The organism is Arthrobacter sp. K5 (genome assembly GCF_040448525.1).
Lineage (GTDB): Bacteria > Actinomycetota > Actinomycetes > Actinomycetales > Micrococcaceae > Arthrobacter > Arthrobacter globiformis.
In genome coordinates this window covers 1,264,403-1,277,861 of record NZ_CP159279.1, presented here as the reverse complement: position 1 = coordinate 1,277,861, position 13,459 = coordinate 1,264,403, and the positions used below count along the sequence as shown (strand labels likewise).

Here is a 13,459-nt window from a genome sequence, read left to right as displayed (position 1 = left end):
GGAAACCATGCTGCCGCAGACCGCCCAGCTGCCCGCCATCCAGGCCGGGCAGCTGGTGACGGTCCGGGTTCCGGCCACCAGCGCCAATCTTGGCCCCGGCTATGACAGCCTCGGGCTGGCACTCACGCTGCACGACACCCTCACCGTGGAGAGCCTGGACAGCGACGAGCTGGTCTTCGAACTCAGCGGGGAGGGTGCGGATTCCCTTCCGCGCGACGCCAGCCACCTGGTGGTCCGGGCGATGAATGCCGCCTTCGGACGGGTGGGCTACCGTCACACCGGCCTGAAGATCACCGCCGAAAACGTTAATCCGCACGGCCGTGGCCTGGGTTCGTCGGCGTCGGCGGTCGTGGCAGCCGTGACGGCGGCCAACGCGCTGCTGCCCGCGGGGGAGCAGCAGGACCGGAACTGGATCCTGCAGCTGACCAGCGAACTGGAAGGCCACCCGGACAACGTCGCTCCCGCGATCTACGGCGGACTGGCGCTGTCGTGGCAGGACAGTGACCAGTACAGCAGCACCTGCGCCACCGTCGACGCGGCCGTCATCCCCATCGTGGCAGTTCCGGACTACGAGCTCTCTACCGAGGCCGCGCGCGCCTTGCTCCCCGCGTCCATCGGTCACCACGCGGCCGCGATGAACTCCGGCCGGGCTGCGCTTCTGATCCATGCGCTCACCCAGAAGCCTGAATTCCTGCTGGCCGGCACGGAGGACTTCCTGCACCAGAGCTACCGCGCGGAGGCGATGCGGCCCAGCGCCGGCCTGATCAAGGCGCTCCGCGGCGCCGGCCACGCCGCCGTTGTGTCCGGAGCCGGACCCACGGTTCTGGTCCTGGCCAACGGCGAGGCAGAGGCCGCCACCGTTCTGGAATTCATTGCCGCGTTTTCGGGGGCAAACACGCCGGACATCAACTGGCGTGTGATGAAGCTGGCAGTCGACGTCGAAGGTGCTAAAGTGGGAGTGCACCGGCGGTAACACCGCATGCAGTCTCCGCAGTCACCACCGCATTCACTGAATCGCCATATCGTTCATTGATGCAGCCCGACGGCGACTCTGCAGTCGAGAGGGCCCTGCAGCCAAGAGACCGTGCAGTCCACGACTCCGAGAATGGCCTTAAACGGCCATCGGGTCAGAATCTGCTTCGATCTGCTGCTGCTGCTTCGATCTCTTATTGCGCAATATTTTCCGGTGCCGCCTGCTTGGCCTGGCCAGGAACCTACAGATGTGTATCTGTTCCCTGAACCGCCAGTCCGCCGCCCCGCCAGTTATGCGGAGCGTTTGAAGGTGATCAGTATCCGGCCCTGCTGGCCGAACTCCAACCGGCAAGGCCGACATCCCGGCTGCAGATCTGAACTGCAGCCCAGATCCAATCATCGCGTCCAGCTCACAGTCTGGACGCCGTCGAGGGGGAAGGATCCTTCGTGACCGAAACCACTGAGCTGTCGCCAGCTGTGGAAACACCATCTTCTGCTTCCGGATCGTTGACGGAAGCGCCCGCCAAGAGCAGCGGCCTTGCCGGCCTGAAGCTCGCCCAGTTGCAGGCTCTTGCCAGCCAGTTGGGTATCTCCGGCGGATCCCGCATGCGTAAGGGCGACCTGGTGACGGCCATTTCCGCGCACCGTGCAGGCACGTCCGCCACCGTCACCAAGGCACCGGCACGGACGGCCGCCAAGGCTGCCGCAACCATCCCCGCCGCCCCCGCCGCCGAAACCGCCGCAGCAGCCCCGGCCGCTGAAGCAGCCGAGGCTCCGGCGCAGGAAACCCGTGCACGTGGCCGCGGCCGCAGCCGCCGGGCAGTAAGCGACGGCATCGTTGCAGCTTCCGCGGCGGAAACGGCCGCCGCTGAGGCTCCGGCCGCGGCAGCACCGGCCGCTGCCGAGGCGCCCGCCGCCGCTCCGGCCGCCGAGGGCGCAGCTTCCACCGAGGCAGAAGGCGCAGAACGCCGCCAGCCCCGCACCCGCAACCGCCGCCGTGGCGAAGCAGCCGCAGCCGCTCCGGCCGAGGCACCCGCTGCTCCGGCCGAAGCGGCCCCCGAGGCCCGCGGTACGGAAACCCGCGGTGCGGAAACCCGTGGCGTTGAGGCCCGCGGTGCCGAGGCCCGCGGTACTGAAGCACGCGGTGCCGAGGCCCGCGAGCAGGCACCCGAAGGCGAAGCCGGACAGCGCGAACGCCGGGATGCCCGCGGCCGCGGTGGCCGTGACGCCGGCGAAGCTGGCGGACGCGACACCCGCCGTGACGATAACCGCCGCGACGACACCCGCGACGCCGACGACGACGGCGGCAGCCGCCGCAACCGGCGGAACCGCCGCGACCGGAACGACCGCAACGAGCGCTCGGACAGCCGCGACAACTCGCGCAACGACCGCTTCCGCGACCGCAACGACCGCCGTCGGGGACGCGCCCAGGGACCGGACGTCGACGACGTCGAGGTCACTGACGACGACGTGCTGCTGCCGGTGGCCGGCATCCTGGATGTCCTCGAAAACTACGCGTTCATCCGCACCTCCGGTTACCTCCCCGGCCCGAACGACGTGTACGTTTCCCTGGCCCAGGTCAAGAAGTACAACCTGCGCAAGGGCGACGCCGTCGTTGGCGCCATCCGCGCACCGCGCGACGGCGAAGACCGCGGCCAGCAGTCTGCCCGCCAGAAGTTCAACGCGCTGGTCCGCGTCACCTCGGTGAACGGCAAGACCGCCGAGGACCTCAAGGACCGCGTGGAGTTCGCCAAGCTGGTCCCGCTGTACCCGTCCGAGCGCCTGCGCCTCGAGACCGACCCCAAGAAGATCGGCCCCCGCGTCATCGACCTGGTTGCCCCGATCGGCAAGGGCCAGCGTGGCCTGATCGTCTCGCCGCCCAAGGCCGGCAAGACGCTCATCCTGCAGTCCATCGCCAACGCGATCACCACCAACAACCCTGAGGTCCACCTCATGATGGTGCTGGTGGATGAGCGTCCCGAAGAAGTCACGGACATGCAGCGCACCGTCAAGGGCGAGGTCATTGCCTCCACCTTCGACCGTCCTGCCGACGACCACACCACCGTGGCCGAGCTCTCCATCGAACGCGCCAAGCGCCTCGTGGAAATGGGCATGGACGTCGTGGTGCTGCTGGACTCCATGACCCGACTGGGCCGCGCCTACAACCTGGCAGCGCCGGCCTCCGGCCGCATCCTGTCCGGTGGTGTGGACTCCGCTGCGCTGTACCCGCCCAAGCGGTTCTTCGGTGCTGCCCGCAACATCGAAAACGGTGGCTCGCTGACCATCCTGGCGACGGCCCTCGTGGAGACCGGATCCAAGATGGACGAGGTCATCTTCGAAGAGTTCAAGGGCACCGGCAACATGGAACTGCGCCTGTCCCGCCAGCTGGCGGACAAGCGCATCTTCCCCGCCGTGGACGTCAACGCCTCCGGCACGCGCCGCGAAGAGAACCTGCTCTCGGCCGAAGAGGTCAAGATCATGTGGAAGCTGCGCCGCGTCCTCTCCGGCCTTGAGACCCAGCAGAGCCTGGAACTCCTGACCAACAAGATCCGCGAGACCCAGAGCAACGTCGAGTTCCTCATGCAGGTTCAGAAGACGACGCTTGGTGCGAAGTCGGATAACGACAAGTAGCGTCGCGTAACCGCTGGTTTCTGGCGGTTCCGCGCGCTGGCGCCGCACGGATTTTCCGCCCCCGCCCCTACGCTGGGAGGCTTGCGATCTTCGATCGCGGGCCTCCCAGCTCCGGCAGGCCCGCAAGGGAGATGACGAGGGCCCCGACCTGAGCTTGCGAAGGTTGGGAGTCATCGACTGCTCCCGGGGCGGCAAAATCCGTGCGGCTTCGTCGTTAACTCGCCACCTGCGGTCCATCACTAGACTTGGTTACAAGTCGAAAGAGGTTTTGAAAATGTTTGAGTCCGTACAGGGCCTGTTGGATGAGCATGATGCTATTCAGGCGCAGCTGGGGGATCCGGCTGTTTATGCTGACCAGAAGCTGGCGCGGAAGCTGGGGCGGCGGTCTGCCCAGTTGAATGGCATCGTGGACGCCTACCACAAATGGGAGGCTCTCCGGGATGACCTCGCGGCTGCCAAGGAGATGGCTGCCGAGGACCCTGACTTTGCTGCCGAGGTGCCTGAACTGGAGGAAGCCCTGGAGACCGCGGCGGCGCGGCTTCGCCGGCTGCTGATTCCCCGCGACCCGGACGATGCACGCAACGTGATCCTTGAGGTCAAGGGCGGCGAAGGCGGCGACGAGGCTGCCCTGTTCGCCGGCGACCTGCTGCGCATGTACACCCGCTACGCCGAGTCACGGGGCTGGAAGACCGAGATCATCTCCTCCACCGAATCCGACCTAGGCGGCTACAAGGACGTCCAGGTGGCCGTCAAGGGAAGCTCCAACGATCCCGCCGAAGGGGTGTACGCACGGCTCAAGTTCGAGGGCGGCGTGCACCGTGTCCAGCGTGTGCCGGTGACGGAGTCCCAGGGCCGCATTCACACGTCGGCCGCGGGCGTCCTGGTCCTGCCCGAGGTGGATGAGCCCGAAGAGCTCGAGATCAACCAGAACGACCTCAAGATCGACGTCTACCGGTCCTCCGGTCCCGGCGGCCAGTCCGTCAACACCACCGACTCCGCCGTCCGCATCACGCACCTCCCCACCGGAATCGTGGTTGCCATGCAGAACGAGAAGTCCCAGCTGCAGAACCGTGAAGCCGGCATGCGCGTCCTCCGCGCCCGCATCCTGGCGCACCAGCAGGAACAGATCGACGCCGCCAACTCCGAGCAGCGGAAGTCCCAGATCCGCACCATGGACCGGTCCGAGCGGATCCGCACGTATAACTACCCGGAAAACCGGATTGCCGACCACCGCACCGGCTACAAGGCCTACAACCTTGACCAGGTCATGAACGGTGACCTCGAGCCGGTCATCCAGTCGGCCATCGAGATGGACGAGCAGGCGCGCCTGGACGCCATCGGCGACTAGGCGCCCCGGGATCACATGACGTCCGAGCACACTTCGGAGCAGGCTGCCCAGTCCCTGGCTGCTGCGGTCCGCGAGGCGACCGAGCGCCTGACAGAGGCTGGAGTGCCCAGCCCCCGGGTGGACGCCGAGTTGCTGGCCGACCATTTGCTGGGCGTGGGCCTGGGCCGGCTCCGGGCCATGATGCTCGGAGATGCGCCGGCCCCGGCAGGCTACGCCGAACTCGTTGCCGAACGCGCCACCCGGGTTCCGCTCCAGCACATCACCGGCGTGGCGCACTTCCGCTACCTCCAGCTCGCGGTTGGTCCCGGCGTCTTCATTCCCCGCCCGGAAACCGAGTCCGTGGTGCAGCTGGTCATCGACCGGCTGCAGGCACTGGAACGTGCCGGCGTGGTCCGTCCCAAAGTGGTGGATCTTGGCACCGGCTCCGGTGCCATCGCCGGATCAATCGCGCACGAGGTGCCCGAGGCCGAGGTGTACGCGGTCGAGTTCAGTGAGTTCGCGCACGCCTGGGCGGCAAAGAATCTCCGGCCGCTGGGGGTCACCCTGCTGCTGGGGGACCTGCGGAACGCGATGCCGGAACAGAACGGAACGTTCGACGTCGTGGTGTCCAACCCGCCGTACATCCCCGCCGAAGCCATCCCCAATGAACCGGAAGTGGCACTCCACGACCCTCCGGAAGCGCTCTACGGCGGCGGAGCGGACGGCATGGAACTGCCGACGGCGGCCGCCGCCTCGGCGGCACGGCTTCTGGTTCCCGGCGGCTACTTCGTGATGGAACACGCCGAAGTCCAGGCCGGCTGGATATCGGCGATGCTGAAGCGGACGGGGCTCTGGACCGACGTCACCACGCATTTTGACCTTAACGGCAAGGAACGCGCCACCAGCGCCGTCCTTGCTTTCCAGCCCGCGGAGTAATGAAAGAATGAGGCAGTGACCACTACGTACAACTGCACGGCCGACGACGAGCGCACCGCCGGAATCGCCCACGCGCGGCGGGCGATCCTCGAGAAGAAGTGCGTTGTCCTTCCCACGGACACCGTCTACGGAATCGCTGCCGATGCCTTTTCCCCGCAGGCCGTCACCATGCTGCTGGTCTCCAAGGGCCGCGGCCGGAACATGCCGCCGCCCGTCCTGATTCCGCGCCTCAATGCGCTCGACGGGCTGGCCACCGATGTCTACCCGGATGCCCGCGACCTTGCCGAGGCCTTCTGGCCCGGCGGGCTGACTCTCATCTTCCACGCCCAGCCGTCCCTCGACTGGGACCTGGGCGAGACGAAGGGCACGGTCGCCCTTCGCATTCCGGACGATGAGGTGGCCATCGACCTGCTGACCGTTACCGGCCCCCTCGCCGTGTCCTCGGCAAACAGGACGGGCCAGGCTCCGGCGCAGACAGCCTTCGAAGCGCGGTCCCAGCTCGCGGAGTCCGTGGAGGTCTACCTTGAAGGCGGCTTCCGGCCGGTCGAGGGAACCGACGCACGGCCGTCCACCATCGTGGATGCCACATCGTTGCCCCTGCGCGTGGTCCGTGAGGGGGCCATCAGCATCGAGCGGCTGCGCGGGGTGGTTCCCGGAGTTCTCGACATCAACGGCAACGCGGCGGATGACGCCGAGGTTTCCCAAGACGACGCCGAGGCCGCCGCTGCGGATGCTTCTGCGCAGCCCGACGCCGGCGAAAAGCCCGCAAGCGCCGAATGACGCTGCAGAGGCAACCGGTACCGTTCCTCGGAGTGGATGCCACGCCCTTGGACGTCGACGGACTCACCGCAGTCCTCAACGGATTCGTGGCTGACGGCAGTACCAGGACCGTCGTCGGACACAATCTCCACAGCGTGACGCTTTTCCACTCCGAACCCGAGTTCAGGAAGTTCTACGAGAACAGCGACGTTGTCCTTCTCGACGGTGCGCCCGTCCTCTGGCTGTGGGGGAGGGGCCGGGCAAAGACGGGCCGGGACACACGGCCCGTCATGGACTACCGTCTTGGTTCAACGGACTGGATTCCCGCGCTGGGCCGATTGGACGGCCTCCACCGCATCGCCGTCCTTGGGGCCGGGGCGACGGCCAACGCCAAGGCCGTGGAGAAGCTGCAGGGCATCGTGCCGGGCGCTGCTGTCTCCGGAATGCCGGGGGAGGGCTGGGATCCGGATTTGGAGGAGAAGGCCGCCGCATGGCTGGCGGAAGTACAGCCGCAGCTGGTCCTGATCGGCCTCGGCATGCCCCTGCAGGAAGAGGTGCTGTGGCGCCGCCTGCCGTCGCTGCCGCCCGCGGTCTATTGTGCCGTCGGGGGAGCCATCGAGCAGATCGCCGGCATCCAGAAGCTGGCACCACGCTGGCTTGGCCGGCTGGGCCTGGAGTGGGCCTGGCGGCTGCTGCTGCACCCGCGCCGCGTAGCCTACCGGGTGTTCGGTGAGCCGTGGGTCCTGCTGGGACTGCTGCTGCGGCGCCGGCTGCGCGGCCACGGCTGACAGATCAGGGCTGACGGAACCCGGCTGCGAGGCCGGGCAAAACAGGATGCCCGGCCCCGTGCGTTAGAACTTCTGGTCCTTCAGCGGGCCAAAGCCCTTGCCGCGGAGCCCCGTGGAGAACGCCCGGAACCAGTCCGCGAGCCCGCGGAGATCGCCCCGGCGGAGGAAATAGCCGAGGTACCCGCCCACATCGGCCACCAGGGACTTCACACGGAAATGGCGGCGGATCAGGTAGCCGCGGTTGCGGTAGTAGTAGTAGCGCTTGAAGGCGCCCTCCGGAACGATGACGTGCCAGCGGGCGCCGAATACGTGCTTCGTTTCGGAAAACGCGTGCGGGTGCATGATCGCAGCCGTGGTGACGGTGCCGAACCGGATGCCTGCCTTGCGCAGCCGGATGGTGAAGTCCACCTCGTCGCCGCGGATGAAGAGGCGCATGTCCGGCAGGCCCACCTTGAAGAAGACATCGGAGCGGATGAGCGCACCGTTGAAGAAATGGCCGTCGTTCGGCAGGAACCCGACTTTTTCCAGTGCGGCCCGGTCGTGGGAGACCTTGCCGTCCAGCCGGAAGAAGAAGGAGAGCTGGTCGGGATGCCCCGGAGCCACCACCAGGGGCACCACAGCCTCCAGGTCGCGTGCCTCCGCTTCCCGGATCAGCGTGGCCAGGCACTCGGCATCCGCCGGCTCGGCATCGTCGTCCATCATCCAGACCCAGTCGGCGCCGCTGGCCACGGCCTTGAGCGCGGCAAGGGAGAAACCGCCGGCACCTCCGAGATTGGCTTCCGAACGGATGTAGTCCACATTCGCATGCTGGTCGGCGACGTCCTTCGCCGGCGCTGTGCCGCTGTCAACGAGGCAGATTGTGGACACGGGGGCCGTCTGCCCATTGATGGCTTTCAGCAGGACGGCGAGCTCTTGGGGACGGTCAAACGTCACGGCGGCAACTGCGACCGACACTGGCATTGCGGGGATCCTTTCAGCACAGCCGTCGGCAAGTTTCCCGCCGGCGTAAGGCCGTGTGACGCGAAGCGATGTACCCGTTGGCGTTAGTATCTTGACTAGAGTCCACTGTAATACAGCCCCGTCAGGCACTATGCACTGCCTGTCTGTGCGCATGGCGACGGAGAAGTTTCATTTATTGCACGTCAGATCCACACCCAACGAGCCCGCATGGTCCGCCCGGCCTGACCCCGAATCCGCATCCGTATAGCCCGCAGCCTTTCAGCTTGCAACGCGGCAGCGTCGTGCGCTGCGCCACCAGCAAGCGCTGCGCCATCTGGCACAGCGCCACCGGAACGGTGGCCGCGCCATGATCATGTACCTGTCCATGATGCTGACAGCGGCGATCGTCTCCTACGGGGCAACCTGGGGTGCGCGGCTGATCGGCGACCGGCTTGAACTGTTCGCCCCGATCCGCAGCCGTGACATGCACTCCAGCCCCGTCTCGCGGCTCGGCGGGCTGGGGATTTTCGCCGGCGTACTGGTGGCGCTGGCCGTGGCAAGCCAGTCCTTCTTCGTCAAAGACATCTTCCGGAACAACGGCGCTCCGTGGGGTGTGCTGGCGGGTGCTGCCGTCATAGTGCTGGTGGGAGTGGCGGACGACCTCCTGGACCTTCGCTGGTGGGTCAAGCTGATCGGGCAGGCTTTCGCCGCGCTCGTGGTGGCCGTCTGGGGTGTACGCATGACCATCATCCCGTTCATTCCGGAGCCGATCCGTTTCGATTCGGACCCGGTCAACATCGTCCTCACCACAGGCCTCATCGTCGTCACGATGAACGCGTTCAACTTCATCGACGGACTGGATGGGCTGGCAGCGGGGGTAGCCGTCATCGGCGGGTCCGCCTTCTTCCTCACCGCCTACTGGGTGCACCGCAACGCGCCGATCCTGGACCGTTCCGACCTCGCCACGCTGCTGACGGCAGTCCTCGTGGGCAGTTGCCTGGGCTTCCTGCCGCATAACTGGTTTCCCTCAAAGATCTTCATGGGCGATTCCGGTGCCATGCTGATAGGCCTGCTGATGGCGTCAGCCGGTGTGGTCTCCACCGGTCAGATCACCTCGGGGCTTTATGACCGCGTTAACGGTATTCCCACGATCATCCCCATCCTGCTGCCGTTTGCCGTGCTGTTCCTGCCGCTCCTGGACCTGTGCCTCGCGGTGGTGCGGCGCACCGCCGTCGGCCGTTCACCATGGTCCGCCGACCGCGGGCATCTGCACCACAAACTTATGGACATCGGTTACTCCCACCGCACTGCGGTCATGCTCCTGTATTTGTGGGCGGCAGTGCTGTCCTTCGGCGGCCTGGCCTTTGCCGTCTACCCCTGGCAGGTCGTGCTGGCAATAATGGTCGCCGCCACGCTGATCATGGGTCTGGTCACGGCCTGGCCATACCTGAGCCGCCGCGGCGAGAACACCGGAGTGGGACAGGCGCCCGAGTAATAGGCGCTTTTTGGAAAATTTCTATCTCGTGTAGAATTCAGGTGCAGGCTCTTCCTGCACCACTCCTCCCTGCCCCGAAGATTGGGTTCGCATGACCTCCAACGCCGAGCCCGGACCTGTGTCCGGCAAAGGACCCGTTGGCGTCTCCGGGCCCACACGGTCGCTCTGGCTCGGCCTGCTTGGACTGAGTTCTGCAGTAGCCGGTGGCGCCCTGGTCCTGACCGGCGTGGTGGCTGCCCTGCTGAACGGCTGGACCGGTGTTGTGTCCAGCAGCCTCGGCGGCCTGCTGGTGGTCGTGTTCTTTGCGATCAGCCTGTTGATCGGACACTTCGTGGGGCGTAACAACCCCTCGGGTGCCGTCGGCCTGTTCGTGGCGACATACTTCGTCAAGGTCATCGGTTTCGCCGTGGTGCTGTTCGCCGTCGGTGCTCCCGGCTGGCTGCACGGCCGCTGGTTCGTTATTGGCGCCGTCGTGGCCGTGGTCACCTGGCAGGCGGCCGAGATCTATGGTTTCAGCAAAGCCCGGCTGCAGATCTTCAACGACCCCGAACGGGACGGCGACGCTAACGGGAACGGGGGAAAGCGCTGATGTCCAAGGACAAACACCCCGGGAAAAACGAACCCGGGACACCCGAACGGACGCCCGGTCCTGCCGCTATACCCGGCGAAAATTCCGACGGCGGTTACAACGCTGGAATGGCCGTCTTTAGCTACATTATTGGCGGAATCATCGTCTGGAGTTTGATAGGGTGGGGACTGGATTATCTGTGGGGAACCCGCTGGATTGTGCTCGCAGGCGCTCTGCTTGGAGCAGGGGGAGGGTTCTATCTATCCCATATGCACGGCCTCACCAGTTCAAGGAAACCAACTGGCGGGAACGGTGCAGCCAGCGGCCCGTCCGAGGACGGGAACAGTAATGCCAAATAATTTCACGAGGGGGAGGGCAAGCATGACGCGCGCCGGAACCCGACCAACGCCCAACGATGGACACTGCAGAGAGGAAACGCGTTGATCGCGCTTGCGCTCCCGGCCCAAAATTCAGGAGAGTTCACACCTCCCGGAATTGAAGAAATGCACCTGCCGGCAATCCTGCCGTGGGGTGCGGCAGACGGATTCTCCAAGCAGATGCTGCTGGTTATCCTGTCCGTCGTCATTATCGCCACATTCTTTGTGCTCGCTGCGCGGAAGCAGGAGCTCGTTCCCGGCAAGCTGCAGTTCGCAGGTGAAGCCGCCTACGGCTTCGTCCGCAACAGCATCGCCAAGGACATCATCGGCGGCAGGGACTTCATCAAGTACGTCCCGCTGCTGTTCAGCCTGTTCTTCTTCATCCTGGTGAACAACATCTACGGCGCAATCCCGCTGATCCAGCTCCCGAGCTTCTCGCACGTCGGCGGCGCCTACGTGCTGGCAGCCATCGTGTATGTCACCTGGATCGGCATCGGCATCAAGAAGAACGGCCTGCGCTACTTCAAGCTCGCCACCGTTCCCTCCGGTGTCCCGGTCTACATTCTGCCGATCGTCATTCCGATCGAGATCATCTCCAACTTCCTGGTCCGCCCGGTCACGCACAGCCTCCGTCTGTTCGCCACGATGCTGGCCGGCCACCTGATCGTCATGATCGCCGGTTCCGGCATCGAATACCTCGTCATGCAGGAGAACGTCCTCCTCAAGGGCACCTCGGTCCTGGTCCTCGCCGGTGCGATTGCCATGTACATGCTGGAAGCGCTGATCATGGCGCTGCAGGCGTACGTGTTCACCCTGCTGACCGCGATCTACATCGAAGGCGCACTCCACGCCGACAGCCACTAGGCACCTCAAACTTCCCCTCGCGGGGATGAAGCAACCCAAACAACCTGCCATATACATGGCATCTTGAAAGGAAGAAAAATGGAAGGCTCCATCAACGGCTCCCTCAACCTCATCGGCTACGGTCTCTCGGCCATCGGCGGTGGTATCGGTGTGGGTCTCGTGTTCGCCGCCTACATCAACGGTGTGGCACGTCAGCCGGAAGCTCAGCGCGTCCTGCAGCCGATCGCATTCCTCGGCCTTGCGCTGACTGAAGCCCTCGCCATCCTGGGCCTGGTCTTCGCTTTCGTTCTCAAGTAAACCTTCAGAACTAAGCGAACATTCAGAACCGAGTAGATAAGGACGGGTGAAACATGAATCAGCTGATCATCTCAGCCGCCACTGAAGGCGCCGAGGCGGCTAACCCGCTCGTTCCCAATCTTTGGGAAATGGGCGTCGTCCTCGCCGGCTTTGCTGTCCTCTTTTTCATCGTGGTCAAGTTCGTTGTCCCGATGTTCGAGAAGACGTTCGCAGAGCGTGCCGAGGCCATCGAGGGCGGCATCGCCAAGGCTGAGAAGGCACAGGCTGAGGCTTCTGCCGCACTCGAAGAGTACAAGCAGCAGCTCACTGATGCCCGTGCCGAGGCCAACCGCATCCGCGAGGAAGCACGTGCCGAAGGCGCTCAGATCCTGGCGGAACTGAAGGAGAAGGCTGCAGCCGAGTCTGCGCGGATCACCGCCCAGGCACACGTGCAGATCGAATCCGAGCGCCAGGCGGCAGTTGTGTCGCTGCGTTCAGAGGTTGGCACTCTTGCCACCACGCTTGCGGGCCGCATCGTTGGGGAGACCCTCGAGGACGACGCACGCGCAGCACGCGTTGTTGACCGCTTCCTGGCCGATCTGGAGTCCCAGAACGCAGGTGTAGCTAAGTAATGGCAGGTGTATCGAGCGAATCGCTGACCAAGGCGCTGACCGAGCTGGAGCCAAAGCTTCCGTTTGCATCGCTGCAGTTGGCAAAGGAACTTTTCGGGATCCTGGCAGCGGTAGACAGCTCGGCTGGCTTGCGCCGCGCCCTGACTGACCCCTCGCGCAACGGTGAGGAAAAGTCCGGGTTGATCAAGCAGCTCTTCGGCGGGAAAGTTTCCGCTGAAGCCGTGGACATCGCTGCCGGTCTGGCCAGCTCACGCTGGGCATCGGCGCGTGACATCGGCGATGCACTCGAGACGCTTGCCGCAACGGTGGTTATCGCCGTTGCCGAAAACAAGTCGGCCGTTTCTGCCTCCGGTATTACCGGTCTGGAAGAACTGGAGAACGATCTTTTCTCCTTCAACCAGGCCGTGGCTTCCAGCCACGAGGTGCAGCGTGCCCTGTCTGAACCGCAGGCCAGCGCCGCAGCAAAGATCACACTGGCCGAAAGGCTGGTTCCTGCCGCAAGCGAGGAAGCCAAGGTCCTCATTGGACAGGCAGTGGCACAACCCCGTGGCATCAAGGCGACGAAGCTCGTAAGCCGTTTCGCCGAGCTCGCTGCCAAGCGCCAGCGGCGCTGGATTGCGACGGTCAACGTCACGCGTCCCCTCACGGAGACGCAGGCAAGCCGCCTGCAGCAGGGACTCAACTCCCTCTACGGGCGCGAGCTGAAGGTCAACGTCAACGTTGATCCCACGCTGATCGGCGGCATCCGTGTCCAGGTGGGGGATGAAGTGGTAGACGCTTCGGTCCTCGCCCGCCTGAACGACCTTCAGCGCCAGCTGGCCGGCTAGCCGGACAAGCACCACACAACTGATAGAAACCCCGGTCATCGTGAGCAACGATGATCACGAATACAGGA

At 65.2% G+C, this 13,459-nt stretch carries 14 protein-coding genes; 13 read left to right on the top strand and 1 reads right to left on the bottom strand.

The window, feature by feature from the left end; translation table 11 throughout:
* Positions 1-7 precede the first annotated feature (7 nt).
* The 6 genes from thrB (at position 8) to ABRP34_RS05685 (ending at position 7,413) form a co-directional block, all read left to right on the top strand.
* A complete protein-coding gene (gene thrB, locus ABRP34_RS05710) occupies positions 8-973 on the top strand; it encodes a homoserine kinase (protein ID WP_003804796.1) in 966 nt (321 codons plus the stop codon).
* A 446-nt stretch (positions 974-1,419) separates the two neighbouring features.
* A complete protein-coding gene (gene rho / locus ABRP34_RS05705) occupies positions 1,420-3,603 on the top strand; it encodes a transcription termination factor Rho (RefSeq protein WP_353712542.1) in 2,184 nt (727 codons plus the stop codon).
* A gap of 274 nt (positions 3,604-3,877) precedes the next feature.
* Positions 3,878-4,951, top strand: a complete 1,074-nt coding sequence (gene prfA, locus ABRP34_RS05700) for a peptide chain release factor 1 (RefSeq protein ID WP_003804794.1) — start codon at positions 3,878-3,880, stop codon at positions 4,949-4,951.
* 15 nt (positions 4,952-4,966) lie between these two features.
* Positions 4,967-5,866 (top strand): peptide chain release factor N(5)-glutamine methyltransferase, encoded by a 900-nt coding sequence (prmC, locus tag ABRP34_RS05695; RefSeq protein ID WP_353712541.1) that lies wholly within the window; start codon positions 4,967-4,969, stop codon positions 5,864-5,866.
* Between the two features lie 15 nt (positions 5,867-5,881).
* Positions 5,882-6,646, top strand: coding sequence for an L-threonylcarbamoyladenylate synthase (locus tag ABRP34_RS05690; protein WP_353712540.1), 765 nt, complete (start codon positions 5,882-5,884; stop codon positions 6,644-6,646).
* A complete protein-coding gene (locus ABRP34_RS05685) occupies positions 6,643-7,413 on the top strand; it encodes a WecB/TagA/CpsF family glycosyltransferase (RefSeq protein ID WP_003804787.1) in 771 nt (256 codons plus the stop codon). Before ABRP34_RS05690 ends, ABRP34_RS05685 begins: the two co-directional genes overlap by 4 nt.
* Positions 7,414-7,476: 63 nt before the next feature.
* Here ABRP34_RS05685 and ABRP34_RS05680 read toward each other — a convergent pair whose 3' ends face one another.
* Positions 7,477-8,373, bottom strand: a complete 897-nt coding sequence (locus ABRP34_RS05680) for a glycosyltransferase (protein WP_003804786.1) — start codon at positions 8,371-8,373, stop codon at positions 7,477-7,479.
* A 346-nt stretch (positions 8,374-8,719) separates the two neighbouring features.
* On the opposite strand from ABRP34_RS05680, the gene ABRP34_RS05675 reads away from it, so the two are divergent.
* The 7 genes from ABRP34_RS05675 to ABRP34_RS05645 all read left to right on the top strand — a co-directional run bounded on the left by ABRP34_RS05675 (position 8,720) and on the right by ABRP34_RS05645 (position 13,391).
* Positions 8,720-9,847 (top strand): MraY family glycosyltransferase, encoded by a 1,128-nt coding sequence (locus ABRP34_RS05675; RefSeq protein ID WP_353712539.1) that lies wholly within the window; start codon positions 8,720-8,722, stop codon positions 9,845-9,847.
* A gap of 91 nt (positions 9,848-9,938) precedes the next feature.
* Entirely contained in the window at positions 9,939-10,436 is a 498-nt protein-coding gene (locus tag ABRP34_RS05670; RefSeq protein WP_353712538.1) for a hypothetical protein, read from the top strand.
* Positions 10,436-10,774, top strand: coding sequence for a hypothetical protein (locus tag ABRP34_RS05665; RefSeq protein WP_353712537.1), 339 nt, complete (start codon positions 10,436-10,438; stop codon positions 10,772-10,774). The genes ABRP34_RS05670 and ABRP34_RS05665 overlap by 1 nt, the downstream gene beginning before the upstream one ends.
* An 81-nt stretch (positions 10,775-10,855) precedes the next feature.
* Positions 10,856-11,656, top strand: coding sequence for a F0F1 ATP synthase subunit A (gene atpB, locus ABRP34_RS05660; RefSeq protein WP_353712536.1), 801 nt, complete (start codon positions 10,856-10,858; stop codon positions 11,654-11,656).
* Between the two features lie 78 nt (positions 11,657-11,734).
* Positions 11,735-11,953, top strand: coding sequence for an ATP synthase F0 subunit C (gene atpE / locus ABRP34_RS05655; protein ID WP_003804776.1), 219 nt, complete (start codon positions 11,735-11,737; stop codon positions 11,951-11,953).
* 53 nt (positions 11,954-12,006) lie between these two features.
* On the top strand, positions 12,007-12,564 hold the full coding sequence (locus ABRP34_RS05650; protein WP_003804775.1) for a F0F1 ATP synthase subunit B: 558 nt from the start codon (positions 12,007-12,009) through the stop codon (positions 12,562-12,564).
* The gene (locus tag ABRP34_RS05645; RefSeq protein WP_003804773.1) at positions 12,564-13,391 is read left to right on the top strand and encodes a F0F1 ATP synthase subunit delta; all 828 of its coding nucleotides are present in this window, start codon (positions 12,564-12,566) and stop codon (positions 13,389-13,391) included. Before ABRP34_RS05650 ends, ABRP34_RS05645 begins: the two co-directional genes overlap by 1 nt.
* Positions 13,392-13,459 lie beyond the last annotated feature (68 nt).